Here is a 15,220-nt window from a genome sequence, read left to right as displayed (position 1 = left end):
CTAAAATACCCTCAAAGCACAAAAGGAGCTCACCCGCATTTTCGGGAAAGCTCCTTTGTTTTCGACTCACGCTATGTATTGTGTCGGATCATACGATCACTTCCACCGTTTCCTTCGGCTTCCTTACTAGGCACATGATACCCGGTAGGATGAAGAAAATAAGCGGCCAAACATGAAAGATCGTCAGAACGCCCGTAATGATCAATAAGATTCCGGCTCCCTTCGCTTTGCCGCCTTTTAATAGAAAGATAGCGATCAAACCGCCCGCCAATGCAATGAACAGCGATATGATTCCCGCCCATAGTATGCCCATGAACAACTTGATCGACATATCTACCTCAGACGAGGTAAACTCAGAATCTGTCATTAAAGAGTAGTCCATCATTTCTTTCATATCGATGCTGTTGAGATAAACGGCCGCTATGATCGTCATGATTAAAAAAACCGCAGCGATCCCAACGCCTATGATACTTAATACGAATTCCCATGTCCGTTTCATTTACTTCGCCTCCCTGGAAAAGTCACGTATATATAATACCCAATCTGCGAAGGAATAAAAGACCTTACTCCCCAAAATCTTATGAGCGTTCATTTGGGAAGCTGATCAAATCCATTCACGCCCATCCGAAAAATGGACAGTCAGTCATCCTAAAAGCAGTAAGTGAGGGCTTCGAACTTTCCGGATTCCCCCGTAATTAAATGATAACACGATAGGCCACAAACAACATTTCAAATGGTCATGAATTATGAATCCCCTCGAAAGGAAATAGGCTCTGTTTTTATCAGAGCCTAAAAAACATTCCTATTCAAGATCAGATCCACCAATTGTTCGACAGACGGTTCCTTCGGCATCATATCCACTGTAAATCCATAGTCTTTAAGTCTATTGCCGGTACTCTCCCCGATTACACCGATGGAGGCTTGATTTAGCAGCCCTTCAACATCCACTTCTGCCTTTTTTCCATATTGCATCAGCATATCAACTGAATGCCGATTTGAAAATAGTACCGTTCCGACAGCTATCCCGTCCAGCATCCTTGGAAAGATTTCAAGGAATCTTTCATCGACGAATTTATCGGCTGATTGAAAATAGTCCCCTTCTTCATGAGCCGGATCTCGTTGATCTCTGTTTCGATCTCCAACAACCAACAGGGTTCCGGCTTCCTGCATCTCGGATTTGAGCTCGGCTATCAGTCCCCGTTGCTGTAAAGCCTTTTTCGATTTCCTTGATAACACATAAAGTTTAGAAGAAATCCGGCGGAAATCAATAGCATGCTCAGTAAGTGAATCCAAGAATCCATGGACACTTTCGGGCGAAGTGAAGAGAATCCGATCATACAAAAGTAATGAAAGCAGCTGACTTTCACCTATTTTCGCTTTTGCTGCATTCCATTTAGGAAACTCGATGACTTCTCCGCCAAGGTCAAGCAGGGTTTCAGCCAGGGAACTTTTTGCCGTCCCGGTCCGGGCCACTAAAAACCGTTGCCCAAACAGTGGCTTCTTTTCGAACCATTGCAGCTTTCCCCTTAGTGAAATGATATCCCCGACAAGAGTTATCGCAGGATTGCCAAGCGACCTTTCACTTACCCTTTCGACGATATCATCCAAAGTCCCCTCGACACTTTCCTGTCTTCCATAAGTGCCCCATTGTATGACGAGTGCCGGCGTATTCCCCGGCTTTCCATGATTGATCAAATTTTCGCGGATATACGGAAGGTTGGCCACCCCCATATAAAAGGCCACCGTATCGATACTTTTCACAAGCCCGTTCCAATCCATATCCTTCTTCTTTGGGTCATGGCCAGTCACCATTGCAAAGGAACGTCCATAATCCCGATGCGTGACAGGGACTCCGGCGTACATGGATGCAGCAATGCTGGACGTAACCCCCGGAATGACCTCGAATGGGATTCCCACATCTTTCAACGATTCAGCTTCCTCCCCTACTCTTCCAAAAACGGAAGGATCCCCGCCTTTCAAGCGAACGACCCTATGCCCTTCCAGTGCTTTGGAAACAAGCAGCTCATTGATTTCCCCTTGGCTGATGCCATTCGTATAAGGTGTCTTGCCACAATATATCATTTCACAATCAAGGGTGGCAGCCTCCAACAGTTTGGGATTAATCAATCTGTCGTATAAAATGATGTCCGCATTTTCAATCACTTTTTGACCTTTTACGCTAATAAGGCCCACATCACCCGGACCAGCGCCCACAAAATAGACCTTACCCCTGGTCATGCCGAACTCCCCCTATCTGCTAGCTATTCCATGATAATATTTCACCAGCTCCACCATTGCACTGCCCATCCGCTGATCTTCTGGATATATGACCCGCTCGATTCCTTCATCGATCACTACTTGCGCCGTTACCTTTCCGACCGCAAGAGCAATTACATCTGATGCAAACAGGTCGGTTATCTTATCCTCCACACCTTGTTCACGGACAAACCTCATTAAATTTCGCGGCTGCGGTGCACTCGTGAACACAACCGAATCGATTTTGCCTTCCAGGATTTCCTGGATCAGCTGCTGCATCGTTTCTTTTTCGGGCAGTATATGTTCATATGGCAGAATTTCTTTATGTTCCACTTTTTGTTCTTCCAACCAGTTCATCAGAAGAGGAGCCGGGTCGCCGTGAAGCTGTAAAGCGACCTTTACACCTTTAGGCAGATGGCCTTCCAGATTGCGAACAAGCCCTGCCGTACTGCCATCATCATCCCGGATTAATGGCTGCAGGCCAAGCTTTTTCAGCATATTCACCGTTTTATAGCCCCTGGCTGCAATTTTCATGGACTTTAAAGCTTCAATGAAACGATCTCCCGCTTCCATCTTCACTGCCGTTTTATATAATAATTCCGTCCCCACTCCCGTCGTAAGGATGATCCAATCGAACTCCCCTGCCATCAACCGGGTGACATCCTCTTCCAAGTGGGAATCATCCAGGAATACCGTCCCCTGTGCCGGGCGAACGAGCGGGACTCCCCCAAGATTTTGAACGATTTTACTAAGTTCTTCCGTCTTCCGCGCTCCCAATAAAGCAACGGTCCTGCCATTAAGCTTACTCATCCATGCCCCTCCTATATGTACATTCAATTAAATCCATCTCACCCATTATACAAATTTTCAGTCTTTGAAACTATAAAAAACGAATTCCATATCAAAATCAATGCAATGGAGCAGCATTTTTCTTCTTATAAGTCCAATACTCGTAAGTTTGAAGCAAATACTCGTGAGTTCCGGGCGTTACTCGTGAATTTGGAGCAAATACTCGTCAATTCCGGACATTTACTCGTGAATTCCCAAGGAAGTAATATTTGATCTGGAGTTCACTCCAGGTCATTTCTCTTATAGGAATGGAACAAAGATTGATTGTTAGAGCAGTTCCGTTAGTTCAATAGAACTATTATCACATACGTGAACCTTCAATTCCCTATTTACCTTTTCTTGCAGCAGAAAAAGGCTGCCACCAGGGCAGCCAGATTCAAGATGTTCACTTATTAAGTTTTGTGTATGGCCCTTTGGGCAATATGCTCCAGTTCCTTTTTTACAAAAAAGTCATATTGAATGGTTTCATGGCGATTTTGAAAGTTTTCGGAGCCTGAATTCATAGGCGTTTTCGTTTTGAATTGTATCCCTTCCCTTTCCAACTTTGCAACTACCTTAAAATAATTTTCATTCCCGAATGCCGTATAGATACATGTCCAATATTTATAGGAAATTAGTTTGGCCGTTACTGCACAGGCAATCATGAAGACTAGTATTCCAATCATGATATACACATTTTATCTCCCTTTCATTTCGGGCTTTTTCGAAAATCCATCCTATACACTATATTCTTTGCCAGACATTACATTTCCTTTTTAAGTAAAAAGGAGACCCAGTTTCGGGTCTCCTTCTTTATATATCTGCATTATTTTTCCGGCACGTTACAGGAACCGTCCGTACAGGTGTCGCCTGTTGCTGGATCATTCACGATTGTAAGCGGATTTTCCTCAGCCCATACTTTTTTAAGCGTATCCAGGAATGCTTCTGTTGGCTGGGCGCCGGAGATTCCATACTTGCGGTTAATGACGAAGAAGGGCACACCTGTAATACCAAGCAGGCTTCCTTCTTGCTCATTTCCCCTAACCTCTGCAGTGAATGCCGTTCCGGCCAGAATGGCTTCCGCCTCGGACTTTTCAAGACCGGCCTCTTCAGCCAAACTAGCCAATGTAGCGTGATCGCCAATATGTTTGCCTTCCGTAAAGTATGCTTTAAACAGAAGTTCATTCATTTCGTTCTCTTTACCTTTTGATTCAGCAAAGTGCATCAACCGGTGGGCATCGAACGAATTCGTTAAGACCACTTTATCCAAATGATAGTCGAGTCCCAACTCTTTAGCCTGTTGAGTCAGGTTTTGGCTGCTCGCTTCCACCTGCGCTTGGGACATGCCGTATTTCTTGGCCAGCATTTCATTTTGGGTCATATTGATATCCCGCTCAGCATCTGGATTCAACTCAAAACTGCGAAATGAGACCTCTACCTGATCTTTATTTTCAAACTGTTTTAACGCCTCTTCGAATCGACGCTTTCCTATATAACAGAACGGACATTGATAATCCGACCAAATTTCCACCTTCATGTAAATACCTCCTCATTTTAAATGCAATTGCATTAAGCACATTATATAATCCTGGGTATCCTCTGGCAAGGATATTAACCCAGACACTCACTTTCAAAATTGGTGAAGTCGACCTTTTTCATGAATTCTTCCAATGTATAGCCCTTTAGAAGGCGCAATGTTTCCTTTTCGGCTTCGTTCATGATTTCCTCCAATGCCGTATCCAGCTGCTTCCCGACTTCACCGCATTCGCTCGTTTCCATACAAACAAGGCATTCCGGCCTTACCGCTTGATACACATCCGCCAAAGTAAGCTGAGACGCAGGCACCTTCAAGCTATATCCGCCTTCCCGTCCTTCCTTTGTTTCGACGATTCCCGCAGCTGCAAGCTGGGCCATTACCCTTCTTAAAAAAGTGGCGTGTGACTTCACCTTTAAGGCGATTGCCGAACTTGTCAGGAGCTTTTCGCTTTGTGCGAGCCAAACCAGAGAGTGAATGGCAATAGCGAAACGCGGCGGTCCGATTTGATTGTTTCGATTACCTGAAGACATGATTATCCCCCCTTACACCCTATCCATGGTAAGGACATTATACTATGTTACGGGCTCGCGAACAAATGGCGCCGTTTCCGCTTTTTTCGACCGCAGCGCAAGATTTTCCGGCCTTTTGCCGGGTTTTCCAATTCTACTGAATGATTTGTACATTTTCATATAAATAAGCTTCTTCTGGTGCCTTTATTTTCTTCGACTCCTTTAAATCGATCACAGGTACAGGTTCCCCTTTATAGCTTCCTTTTTTTAATGTCCCTGTAATCGTATACCAATCATTCGTCTTCATTCCTTCCACGTTCCCATTGACCATATATCCATATAACGTCGCATCGACCACACAGCAGGACATGGAGAGGCGGGAGATGGCCATTTGTTTTTTCGTAAATGCATCCTCACGGTATATGAACCCCGAAATCTCTATTTCCTTCCCCTCGATCTTATCGAGGTTGTTCAGTAGATCATCCAGTACTTCAAAATAATTATCATCGGTTACGGAGATTTTCTCCCCATTTGCATGTTTCCCAGAATCATATGAACCAACCATCTGTGACTGCTGCTTCGCCATCCCCCTTTTCGCCAGCACTTCCCCGCTTAATGTAAAATCGGTCAAGATGAAGCCCAAAAGAATCGGAATGAAGAACAAACTATATTTCAGGATCAATGCGGACGAAGAAGACTCTCCATTCGATCCGCAATCACAATGATGTCCACCTTGTTTTTGCTTTTTCACCCGGAGAAGGCTGATCACTAAAAAGGCAAAAAGCGCCGCCAATGCATATGGAACCATTTTGGGTGCAATCAATTTCGTTAAATATCCTGAAACATACAATTTAAAGATCATGAGGCCCAGTCCAAGCAGCAGCAATCCTTCAAGTCTATGGATAAATAAACGTTTCATCAGAATCCCCCCTTACTGATCAATCCGCCTGCAATCAGGCAGAGACTGAAGACGACTGCGAAAACAAGCAGGACATACGTGATGACGAAACTCCGTTTAAAACAGGACATCATGATCAGGACATTTTTTAAATCCAGCATGGGACCGAATACAAGGAAACCGAGTATGGAGCCTGGCAGAAAGGTGTGGGAAAAGGAGGCGGCAACGAATGCATCAGCTGATGAACAAAGTGAAAGCACAAATGCGATGCCCATCATGAATGCCGTGCCTTTCATTGGCGCCTGACCAATATCGGCCATTACGGACCGATCCATAAACACTTGAAAAACACTGGCAAGCAAGGCCCCGATGATAAAGTATCTGCCGACCATAAAAAATTCCTGTGAAGTATGTTCCATGAAGCTTGTCCATCTACTGGACCGGATATCATGTTCATGCCCGTGAACCAGTTCGATTTTATCCTCTTTCACCACATCTTTCGTGCTGAATATATGAATGAATAAACCTGCGATTATGGCCGTCAGGACACAAAGAATAATTCTTCCATATAGAATGGCCGGATTATTTTGGAACGCATAATAAGTGGAGCCGAACACGATGACATTCAATATTGGGGCAGTTACGAGCAAGACAACACCAGCATGTACCGGGACGCCCTTTTGAATCAATTTCCGGACGACCGGGATGATTGCACATTCGCAAACCGGAATGACCAGCGCCGCGCCTATCGCAGCAAAAATGGCCGTCAGGGGCCTTTTTGGTATCATCCGCTGAATGATTTCTTCACTGATGAACAAATGGATGAACGATGAGGCAATGGCCCCCAGGAACAGGAAAGGAACCGATTCTAAAAACAATCCCAAAAATACGACGAACACAGAGTGAAGCATCGGGTAGCCCGAGAGATCAATCGTTTTTGGGATGAATACATCGCCTAGGAAAAAGAATGCAAGCATCAAAAACAGCAGCATCACTAACAGCAAATTTCCCGTGAATCGTTTCAAAAGCATATTCTGCCACCTCGCAAATCATAATTATTACGATTTATTTTTCGGTCTAGTATATGCTTTTGATAGGATGAAAAGAACATGAAAAAAAGAGAATGGAAGACATTCCCCACCCTCATTTATTTCTTCGATATAGATCCCTGCTCTTGTAACCTTCTCCTAAAATCGTTTTCATTTCCTGGCGCCGTTTCACTTGGGTCGCCTCCTGTTTAGCACTATACACGTACCTCGCCCAATCCTTGCGATACCCTTGGGTAAGTGATTGATAGAACGCAAGCAAATCAGGAGAATCCTGCAAATCTTTTTCTATTTCAGAAATCATTTCGATATAATCATCTACTGATTGGCTTGCTTTAGTAGATGTCCGGTTTCTATTTTTCGAATCTACTTTCAGTCCGACTACCGTAAAGACATCATCCAACCCAACCATACGTGAAAACTTCAGGTCACTCGCCCCAACATAACCGTCATCATCCGCACCGAGGCCTTGCATCAGATCATCACGATGAATATATGTAGCATATTCTTTATTCCCCTTTTTGGGATACGCCAAATAAATATAGCCCTTTTTATTCAAATGACTTTTCTCGATCACCTTATCTACGATTCCTTTTAAAGAATCCATATCCAATACAAAAGCAAATATAAGATCATAGGCACTTTCATTAAGCTCTGTATCGTAATCCGGCAGCTCTGCTAAGTAATCCGCCCCTGCTGGAAGATTCAAGACTGCAACCCGTTCATATTTATGTAAATTCAGTTTTTCAACTATTGTTTTAGCCATCAGCAATCACCATCCTCGTTCATTTTGACTATCCTCAGTTTATAAGCTCTCCATTGCGTTAGCAACTTTTCTTATTGTTTCTTTCTTCAAGAGAAAAAGGACGGGAAATATTCTTCCGTCCTTTTTAAATAGATTTGTTTGAACACCGAAGGCTAAAGCACTTAGTAACACACCAATCGTCCAGCTTCCCATTGCATCACCCGCAAATGTAACATCATATCCCAAGCCCCCATAGCGAATGGGGCAACATGCTGACCGGAGCTTCGACTAAGTAACGGATTTTTAGCCAATGAACTTAACGTAATTTAATGGAACCGCCATCCACCATGATTGTTTGACCAGTAATATAATCAGAATCATCACTTGCCAGGAATACAGCTGTACGTCCGATGTCACTTTCAAGCTCACCAAGTCTTCTTAAAGGAATTTTAGCTAGCATGTTTTGATAATATTCTGGTTGCTCTTCTGCCCATTGAAGCATGCCAGGTGATTTGGCGATCGGGGAAATGATATTTACATTGATGCCGAATGGACCGAATTCATTTGCTGCAACACGGGTAATTCCTCGGATTGCTTCTTTTGCTGCTGCATACGTACCTTGATTGACATCCCCATTAATCCCGGCACCTGAAGCAAAGTTAATGATTTTACCCTGTGTTTCCTTTAAGTAAGGCAATGCAGCTTGCATGAGGTAGAAGGTTGGATAGAATCCCGTATTAAAGGATAGATCCAATTCTTTTTGTGTTGTGTCAGCAATGGAAGCCATTCGTGAAGCGTGTGCATTATTTACCAGGATATCAATTTTCCCGAATGTATCAGCCACTTCTTTAACAATTGAAGCCAATTTGTCATGTTCTGCAAGATTAGCTTGGATGAATATGGATTCAGGTTGATATTCTTGTAATTCTTTTATCGTTTGGTTCCCAAGCTCTTCATTTAAATCGATGATTGCCACTTTTGCTCCTTCTTTAACGAAAGCCATGGCCATACCTTTACCAATTCCGCCAGCTGCCCCAGTGATGATAGCGGTTTTCCCTTGAAGTCTACTCATTTTTCTATCCCCTTTTTAAGTACATGTATTTTTGAAATGCAATGAACTGCCTCTATGCATATAGCATTCATTCATGCTTTTTACATCGGTATTGTGAATATGCACATGAGCATGAACCCATAATATATAACGTTGACTTACAAGTCAATCAAAAAGTTGACTGATGAGTCAATCAAAAATACATTCGCTAAAAAACGAGGATAATCACCCTTTCCCATCGAAATAAGTTAATGAATGTTAAAAAGCCCCATCACTATGCTAAACTTAGATGGTAGAGTGTTTATGAACTGAAAAATTTCCTACCGGTCTTTTTTTAAAAAATAAGCCAAATGCAACAATGATGAAATATTACTCAGCAAGTGAGGAATCAACGATGGCTCCAAAAAATGATGAACAATTTAAGATAATCCGAGATCAGCGCTATGAGGAAATCAGTAGTGCTGCACTGAAGATTTTCGCACGCAAGGGCTTTGCCGCAACAAAAATCAGCGATATTACTTCATCCGTGAATTTAAGTCATGGACTCTTTTACCATTACTTCAAATCAAAAGAGAATATTTATGTTTCCATTATCATGAACGTACTGGATATGTTTATTGAAACAGTGAATGAGGCGGAAAATAGAAAGGGCACACCTTGGGATCAACTGGTTTGGTTCACTGAACTCACTTTTTCCGGTTCGCCAGAGGAAGCATCGGACCGCCGTGTTCTTGTTAATGAAGCCCAACATTCTGACACGCTCTCTCATGAGATTAAACAAGAATTGAATCAAAAATATGCTACAGCCATGAAAGGGATTGCCCGTATTATCAGTAAAGGACAGCAGGAAGGAATTTTTGTGGATGGTGACCCATTGGAACTTGCCATTTACTTTATTTCACTTAATCAAGGACTTTTATTATGGAATTCAAAAGATATCCACCCCATTAAGGTTTCCGTTAACCAAGTAATGCGTCAATTACAGGCATAAACTTATGTAATGTGCATAGGCATTAGGGTATCAACGCTCCTGAAAAAATGAATACACCGGAAATACAGACCTGACTTCGGATCTGTATTTCTTCCTCCAAACATTATTAATACCATTTAAAACATTTCTTTTCGTTGTACATGCGAGACATCTTTTAAACTCTTTCTAAACCCTGTTTAAAAGGATAGTGTCACACTCCGGCAAACATGAAGCACTACCATCCATGGCTCCAACTTTAAATCAGGTGTTTTTTCCGTCGTTTTTATGCATTCTTTATGCAGTCAGATATCCCTTTGTTTTTTCCTATATCAAAAATTCAGTGATGCTTTCATGTGGGGTGTCACAAAAGGGGAGTTCTCATGAATTATATCGAGTATGATTTGCTATTCGAATCAAGAAAACAGTTAATAGAGGAAATTACGGAGTTGGATGAAAATATGCTCCACCATAAGCCAGCACCTGAAGTATGGGGCATTGCGCAAATTTGCCATCATTTATATCTTACTGAACAGGTTTTTACCGAAGCTATAGAAAATGGCATTCGGGAAAGGGATTTTAATAATATCATTCAAAAAAACATTTACCTGGTTACTAATAGAAAAAAGAAATTCGTATCCCCAGACATCGTTTCACCCTCTTCAACCCCATTTCAATTATCGGGGCTTATGGATTTGCTGGGAGAATCAAGGGACCGATTATTACAGGTTCTTTATGATATGGATTCAGATATCTTGTTAAATAGAAAGAAAGCCAAGCATCCCCTGTTCGGGGACCTCTCATTGGATCAATGGATTGAATTATTATCCTTACATGAACAAAGGCATATCAAACAAATACAAGAAATAAAGTCCTCCCTTATATAAGCTTTTCATGAAAATGGCAACATTTAAATTGATTTCCAAACAAAGAGACCACGTCATTTTGTGGTCTTCATTCATGCATTCTATGAAACGAACTCTACTTTCGGGGCTGCACCCAAATGATAGAAGGGGCAGATTTATATTTCCCTATTCTAGCATCAAGATGATACTTTTAGTTTCCTTTTGATTTGTGTTGCAAAGACTTCAAGACAGATTGCAATGATCAGGATAAAATAAGTGATTGCTCCAATTTCACTCAAGTCAAAGTAAAATCCACTTGCCATGAACATATCGAAGCCGATTCCTCCTGCGCCTGCCGCTGCGCCCATTGCGACCGCCACAGCAAAATTGATTTCAAAGCGCATGAAAGTCCATGAAATGATATAAGTGATCGAAGATGGTAGGATGACTTGGAACACGATTTGCCACCAATTCGCTCCGCTTGCTTGCAGGGCTTCTATGGCACCTTTATCCATTTCCTCGAAGGATTCCGAGTAGGCCTTTACAAGGTAACTTATGGAGTGAAACGTCATCCCTATAACTGCCGCTACACTGCCCAACCCTGCTGCGACTGCAAAAATGAGGACCCATAACACGGTAGGTACGGCTCTAATCAGGGCAACCGATCCCTTTATGACAATTGATAATGGCTTGGACGAGATATTTCCAGCCGCTAATAGCCCTAACATCAAGGCAATGATTGCACCAAATATTGTCGTCAAAAAAGCTAAACCTAATGTAATCGACACCTGATAAAGCGCTTGAGTGAAGGTAAAGTGCTTCAAATGCGGCTCAAAAAACATGGTTTTCAAATTATCGGCGGTCAATAGCAGCGCGTCCCAAAGTTTAACATCCTTATAATCAAAACTGGCAAAAGCGTATAAGGTCAAAACTGCCAGTACCAGCACACACAACCTAATGGCGATCGAAGATTTCGAGAAGGGCTTTTTGGATAGTCGTTCAAGCAGCATTTTATCTAAATCCTGGCCAGTAGGAGAAGGAAATGGTTTGATTGGACCCTCTGCCTGCATTATAAAATCACCCTCCTCACATAGTTTGAGATCAATTCAATACATAATATCGAAATGATGATCGTAATGACGACAAGACTGGCAATGTCATAACTCAGGTTTTTATAATAAAGATTAAACGTAAAACCAATACCCGATCCTGTAAGCAGTCCGACCAATGTTGCATTCCTGATATTCGTTTCAATCATAAAAAGTACCCAGCTGATCATTTGGGGAATTGCTGAAGGGATGACAGACTGCGAAATGACGGTTAGATAACTCGCCCCTGTTGTCTGCAAAGCTTCTACGGAACTGCCGCTCACTTCATCGATCGTTTCAATGAAAGCTCTTGTTAAAAAACCGAAAGATCCGAAAAACAAGGCAAAATAGCCGGTCAAGGAACTTTGTCCAAATGAAAATAACAGAACTAACGCCCATATTGAGACATCAATATTTCTAAATAAAACGGCAACCCCGCGGCTGAACCCTCCGAAAAAAGCATTCACCCTTGTCGTATTGGAACCCAATATCGCAAATACAAAGGCCAATATTCCCGCGAAAGTGGTTGCAGCAACGGATATTAAAAGCGTTTCTTTCAGCTTTATCAAAATGTCCGGGAGTTTGGCAAGGGAATCCTTTGTTGGATAAAAGTTCGATAACGACCATTGTATGGCCTTAGGAACCGAAGTAACCCCTTTTGCGATGCTGAATTCTGTAATGATCATGGAAACAGCCGTCGCAGCTCCAATAAGCAAAAACAATACAAGTGAATTCCTTCTCTTTTTTGCAAAAACATCAGCCGGCATGGGAACCTCCCAAATCAAACATCAATTTTCCTTCATCCGATCCATAAATCTGGTGGATATCATTTGAGGAAATATTTTGAGTTGTTCCATTGAAAACAATCTTCCCGCCGTTCACACCGATGATTCGATCTGAATATTTCAGGGCAACATCGACTTGATGCAGGTTGACTACGACCGTGATTCCCATGGAAGTGCAGATATTCCTTAAATGATCCATGATCACTTTGGAAGAATTCGGGTCAAGGGAGGCAATCGGTTCATCGCATAATAGCAATTTAGGATTTTGGATAAGCGCCCGCGCAATACCAACCCGTTGTTTCTGGCCTCCGCTCAACTGGTCGGATCTTTTATAGATCAAATCTTCCAGACCGAGGATTTGGAGAACTTTAGCAGCCTGAAGTTTCTCCTCTTCACTATAAAGGCCAAGAATTCCAGCCAGTGTAGATTTATAGCCTAATCGTCCATGCAGGGTATTTTCAATCACACTTAGTCTATTTACAAGATTGTAATGTTGAAAAACCATCCCTATTTTCCTTCGTACTTTCTTTAACTCCCTTTTATTCACCTTGTATACATGATCATTATCAAAAATGATTTCCCCGCTGGAAGCATCGATCATCCTATTGATGCATCGAAGAAGTGTCGATTTCCCTGCTCCAGATGGCCCTATGATAGAAACGAACTCTCCTTCTTTCACAGTGAAGTCAATATTGGATAACGCCTTTGTTCCATTTCCAAAATGTTTTGAGACATTTTTGACTTCCAATAATGTTTTCATGTATGATCCTCCTGATTTTACTGCCTTTATTTAGATAGTTCCCGGATTGGATTGAACCAGTCATCCTCAACTTCTACCAATCTTTCTTTTCCGCTCACCCGTTTAAATAGACCTGATGACTTAGAATCTTCTGGTGCAAACACTTTCTCGTTATTTGCCATTTCATCGGACATCAGTGTTTCAAGAATTTTTTCACGTGTTTCATCACTGACTAAATCGGTATTGACAACGAAAGGTGCATTCAGAACCGGGGTCACTGAAATGAGTGAGAATGTCTTATCTACAACAGTGTTGAAGGGTTCAGCTGCATCCTTCTTTACCTTATAAACAGCACCTGCTTTATTCTCTTCCCCATCAGCCAGCTCCACATAATTATTGACACATGTATCACAAAAAGCCGCCACTTCCGCTTTCCCGGTCAAAAGATTAACAGCCGATCCTTGGTGCGAACCGCCATAAAGCACCTCACTGAAGAATTTATCTTTCCCGCCTTCCAATAAATCCTCGGCCTTCAATTCCTTAAAATTATCTTGCTGCGAAAAGTAATCAACGATTCCTGTGGAAGGAACCTTGAAGCCAGATGTAGAGCTATTTGATACGAAAGAGAACTTTTTCCCTTGAATACCGTCTATCTTGTATTCGCCGTCAATCTTATATTCATCTGCATTTTGAACGGCCAGCCAGCTATTATAGACTGCATCATCCAACGTACCTGATTCACCGCTTGGAACAACCAGAGGCTGAACACGATCGTTTTTGTTGTTTGCTTCAATATATCCTTGCGCTCCCAGGAATGCTAAATCCGCGTTTCCATTAGCAATTGCCTCGATTGCAATGTTATAATCCGTAGTGGTCTTATGTTCGACTTTCATTCCGGTTGCATCCTCCAAGATCTTCCCGATTTCATCGCGGGCTTCCCCTAAATCTTCCCCGGATTCATTTGGCAGCCATGCCACTGTTAATGTATCATCTTCATTTGCACCTGTTGAACTAGTGGATGAACAGCCTGTGAACACCAGCAAAATAACTAACATCAATATGGACATCACCGATTTTTTCACGATACATCTTCCCTCCTATTTAAAAGATCTTTTCTTATTTCAGTCACTTCCCATATAACAATACCGGTACAATACTAACCTGCTGTTAAGAAGGCTGAATATTCAGTAAAATTTATGTGAATTCGCCGTTAAATTTTTGGAATAGCTTGAGTAAAACATCCATTCTGTATGCTATATTCTTTATTTACTAACCGATTCATGAACTCCAAGTCATGAAAAATGCCCAGCATTGTCGTTCCTTCTTTCATTAGCTGTTCCAGCAGGGTTTTCACCTTCACTTTTGAATCGTGATCCAAACTTGCAGTCGGTTCATCCAGCAGGAGGAGCCGCGGCCTTTTCACCATTGCTCTTGCTATATTTAACCTTAGCTTCTCCCCTCCTGAAAAAGTAGCAGGATAACTGTCCCATAGCTCTTTTCCTATTTCGAAGTGGTCGAGGATCTTTTCCGTTTCGATATTGGCCATTTCCCTTGTCTGTCCCATCTCAAGTATGGCACCGGTAACCAGCTGCCTTGCTGTAGTTCTTGGCATGACATTCAAAAATTGGGATACATAGCCTATCTCATGCTTACGCAGGTAAATCATTTCCCTTTCAGTAGCTTTTGCCAGATTAATCGCACCATAGTGGGAAGATTCATACCAGATGTCTCCTTCTTGAACCCGATAGGTACCATAAATCGATTTAAGGATCGTTGATTTTCCGCTGCCGCTCTTGCCCGTAATGCCAATGAATTCGCCTTTTTTCACTGTGATCGTAATGTTGCTGACCGCATGGATATTCTTGCGTTGATTATGTAATATAAAAGACTTTGATAAATCAGTGATCTCCAATATGTTCTCCACTT

General features: G+C 42.3%; 18 protein-coding genes. 2 read left to right on the top strand and 16 right to left on the bottom strand.

Features of this window, described 5'->3' with window-relative positions; all coding sequences use genetic code 11:
• Window positions 1-88: 88 nt before the first annotated feature.
• The 11 genes from ACQKNS_RS11805 to ACQKNS_RS11755 form a co-directional block, all read right to left on the bottom strand.
• The gene (locus ACQKNS_RS11805) at window positions 89-499 is read right to left on the bottom strand and encodes a DUF4064 domain-containing protein (protein WP_427643068.1); all 411 of its coding nucleotides are present in this window, start codon (window positions 497-499) and stop codon (window positions 89-91) included.
• A 290-nt stretch (window positions 500-789) separates the two neighbouring features.
• Entirely contained in the window at window positions 790-2,238 is a 1,449-nt protein-coding gene (gene cobA / locus ACQKNS_RS11800) for a uroporphyrinogen-III C-methyltransferase (protein WP_427643066.1), read from the bottom strand.
• 12 nt (window positions 2,239-2,250) lie between these two features.
• On the bottom strand, window positions 2,251-3,066 hold the full coding sequence (locus tag ACQKNS_RS11795) for a uroporphyrinogen-III synthase (protein ID WP_427643064.1): 816 nt from the start codon (window positions 3,064-3,066) through the stop codon (window positions 2,251-2,253).
• A 431-nt stretch (window positions 3,067-3,497) separates the two neighbouring features.
• Window positions 3,498-3,779 carry a hypothetical protein gene (locus tag ACQKNS_RS11790; protein ID WP_427643062.1) on the bottom strand — a complete coding sequence of 94 codons (282 nt, stop codon included), beginning with the start codon at window positions 3,777-3,779 and terminating at the stop codon, window positions 3,498-3,500.
• 131 nt (window positions 3,780-3,910) lie between these two features.
• Window positions 3,911-4,621 (bottom strand): DsbA family oxidoreductase, encoded by a 711-nt coding sequence (locus ACQKNS_RS11785; protein WP_427643061.1) that lies wholly within the window; start codon window positions 4,619-4,621, stop codon window positions 3,911-3,913.
• A 74-nt stretch (window positions 4,622-4,695) separates the two neighbouring features.
• Complete coding sequence (locus ACQKNS_RS11780) at window positions 4,696-5,151, bottom strand: RrF2 family transcriptional regulator (protein WP_427643059.1); 456 nt, start codon at window positions 5,149-5,151, stop codon at window positions 4,696-4,698.
• A gap of 133 nt (window positions 5,152-5,284) precedes the next feature.
• Window positions 5,285-6,049 carry a TIGR03943 family putative permease subunit gene (locus tag ACQKNS_RS11775; RefSeq protein WP_427643057.1) on the bottom strand — a complete coding sequence of 255 codons (765 nt, stop codon included), beginning with the start codon at window positions 6,047-6,049 and terminating at the stop codon, window positions 5,285-5,287.
• On the bottom strand, window positions 6,049-7,059 hold the full coding sequence (locus ACQKNS_RS11770; protein WP_427643055.1) for a permease: 1,011 nt from the start codon (window positions 7,057-7,059) through the stop codon (window positions 6,049-6,051). Before ACQKNS_RS11770 ends, ACQKNS_RS11775 begins: the two co-directional genes overlap by 1 nt.
• A 112-nt stretch (window positions 7,060-7,171) precedes the next feature.
• Window positions 7,172-7,843 (bottom strand): YdeI/OmpD-associated family protein, encoded by a 672-nt coding sequence (locus ACQKNS_RS11765; RefSeq protein WP_427644186.1) that lies wholly within the window; start codon window positions 7,841-7,843, stop codon window positions 7,172-7,174.
• A gap of 36 nt (window positions 7,844-7,879) precedes the next feature.
• Window positions 7,880-8,065 (bottom strand): hypothetical protein, encoded by a 186-nt coding sequence (locus tag ACQKNS_RS11760; protein WP_427643054.1) that lies wholly within the window; start codon window positions 8,063-8,065, stop codon window positions 7,880-7,882.
• Between the two features lie 70 nt (window positions 8,066-8,135).
• A complete protein-coding gene (locus tag ACQKNS_RS11755) occupies window positions 8,136-8,891 on the bottom strand; it encodes an SDR family NAD(P)-dependent oxidoreductase (RefSeq protein WP_427643052.1) in 756 nt (251 codons plus the stop codon).
• A gap of 373 nt (window positions 8,892-9,264) precedes the next feature.
• Between ACQKNS_RS11755 and ACQKNS_RS11750 the strand changes: the two genes are divergently transcribed.
• Window positions 9,265-9,861 (top strand): TetR/AcrR family transcriptional regulator, encoded by a 597-nt coding sequence (locus ACQKNS_RS11750; protein WP_427643050.1) that lies wholly within the window; start codon window positions 9,265-9,267, stop codon window positions 9,859-9,861.
• Between the two features lie 359 nt (window positions 9,862-10,220).
• The gene (locus ACQKNS_RS11745; protein WP_427643048.1) at window positions 10,221-10,724 is read left to right on the top strand and encodes a DinB family protein; all 504 of its coding nucleotides are present in this window, start codon (window positions 10,221-10,223) and stop codon (window positions 10,722-10,724) included.
• 155 nt (window positions 10,725-10,879) lie between these two features.
• Here ACQKNS_RS11745 and ACQKNS_RS11740 read toward each other — a convergent pair whose 3' ends face one another.
• From ACQKNS_RS11740 to ACQKNS_RS11720, 5 genes are all read right to left on the bottom strand, one after another.
• The gene (locus tag ACQKNS_RS11740; RefSeq protein ID WP_427644185.1) at window positions 10,880-11,692 is read right to left on the bottom strand and encodes a PhnE/PtxC family ABC transporter permease; all 813 of its coding nucleotides are present in this window, start codon (window positions 11,690-11,692) and stop codon (window positions 10,880-10,882) included.
• A 59-nt stretch (window positions 11,693-11,751) separates the two neighbouring features.
• On the bottom strand, window positions 11,752-12,537 hold the full coding sequence (locus ACQKNS_RS11735; RefSeq protein WP_427643046.1) for a PhnE/PtxC family ABC transporter permease: 786 nt from the start codon (window positions 12,535-12,537) through the stop codon (window positions 11,752-11,754).
• Window positions 12,527-13,315 (bottom strand): phosphonate ABC transporter ATP-binding protein, encoded by a 789-nt coding sequence (gene phnC / locus ACQKNS_RS11730; protein WP_427643044.1) that lies wholly within the window; start codon window positions 13,313-13,315, stop codon window positions 12,527-12,529. Before phnC ends, ACQKNS_RS11735 begins: the two co-directional genes overlap by 11 nt.
• A gap of 26 nt (window positions 13,316-13,341) precedes the next feature.
• Window positions 13,342-14,376, bottom strand: coding sequence for a phosphate/phosphite/phosphonate ABC transporter substrate-binding protein (phnD, locus tag ACQKNS_RS11725; protein ID WP_427643042.1), 1,035 nt, complete (start codon window positions 14,374-14,376; stop codon window positions 13,342-13,344).
• 128 nt (window positions 14,377-14,504) lie between these two features.
• The gene (locus ACQKNS_RS11720; protein WP_427643040.1) at window positions 14,505-15,218 is read right to left on the bottom strand and encodes a phosphonate C-P lyase system protein PhnL; all 714 of its coding nucleotides are present in this window, start codon (window positions 15,216-15,218) and stop codon (window positions 14,505-14,507) included.
• Between the last annotated feature and the right edge of the window lie 2 nt (window positions 15,219-15,220).

The sequence above is a fragment of the Peribacillus sp. NPDC094092 genome (assembly GCF_050279365.1).
In the GTDB taxonomy this organism is placed as follows: Bacteria; Bacillota; Bacilli; order Bacillales; family DSM-1321; genus Peribacillus.
This window is presented reverse-complemented; position numbering and strand designations above follow the sequence as displayed.

Coding starts and splice junctions, on each gene's coding strand:
- ACQKNS_RS11805 (WP_427643068.1), bottom strand. CDS start 499: ATGAAACGGACATGGGAATTCGTATTAAGTATCATAGGCGTTGGGATC.
- cobA (WP_427643066.1), bottom strand. CDS start 2,238: ATGACCAGGGGTAAGGTCTATTTTGTGGGCGCTGGTCCGGGTGATGTG.
- ACQKNS_RS11795 (WP_427643064.1), bottom strand. CDS start 3,066: ATGAGTAAGCTTAATGGCAGGACCGTTGCTTTATTGGGAGCGCGGAAG.
- ACQKNS_RS11785 (WP_427643061.1), bottom strand. CDS start 4,621: ATGAAGGTGGAAATTTGGTCGGATTATCAATGTCCGTTCTGTTATATA.
- ACQKNS_RS11780 (WP_427643059.1), bottom strand. CDS start 5,151: ATGTCTTCAGGTAATCGAAACAATCAAATCGGACCGCCGCGTTTCGCT.
- ACQKNS_RS11775 (WP_427643057.1), bottom strand. CDS start 6,049: ATGAAACGTTTATTTATCCATAGACTTGAAGGATTGCTGCTGCTTGGA.
- ACQKNS_RS11770 (WP_427643055.1), bottom strand. CDS start 7,059: ATGCTTTTGAAACGATTCACGGGAAATTTGCTGTTAGTGATGCTGCTG.
- ACQKNS_RS11755 (WP_427643052.1), bottom strand. CDS start 8,891: ATGAGTAGACTTCAAGGGAAAACCGCTATCATCACTGGGGCAGCTGGC.
- ACQKNS_RS11750 (WP_427643050.1), top strand. CDS start 9,265: ATGGCTCCAAAAAATGATGAACAATTTAAGATAATCCGAGATCAGCGC.
- ACQKNS_RS11745 (WP_427643048.1), top strand. CDS start 10,221: ATGAATTATATCGAGTATGATTTGCTATTCGAATCAAGAAAACAGTTA.
- ACQKNS_RS11740 (WP_427644185.1), bottom strand. CDS start 11,692: ATGCTGCTTGAACGACTATCCAAAAAGCCCTTCTCGAAATCTTCGATC.
- ACQKNS_RS11735 (WP_427643046.1), bottom strand. CDS start 12,537: ATGCCGGCTGATGTTTTTGCAAAAAAGAGAAGGAATTCACTTGTATTG.
- phnC (WP_427643044.1), bottom strand. CDS start 13,315: ATGAAAACATTATTGGAAGTCAAAAATGTCTCAAAACATTTTGGAAAT.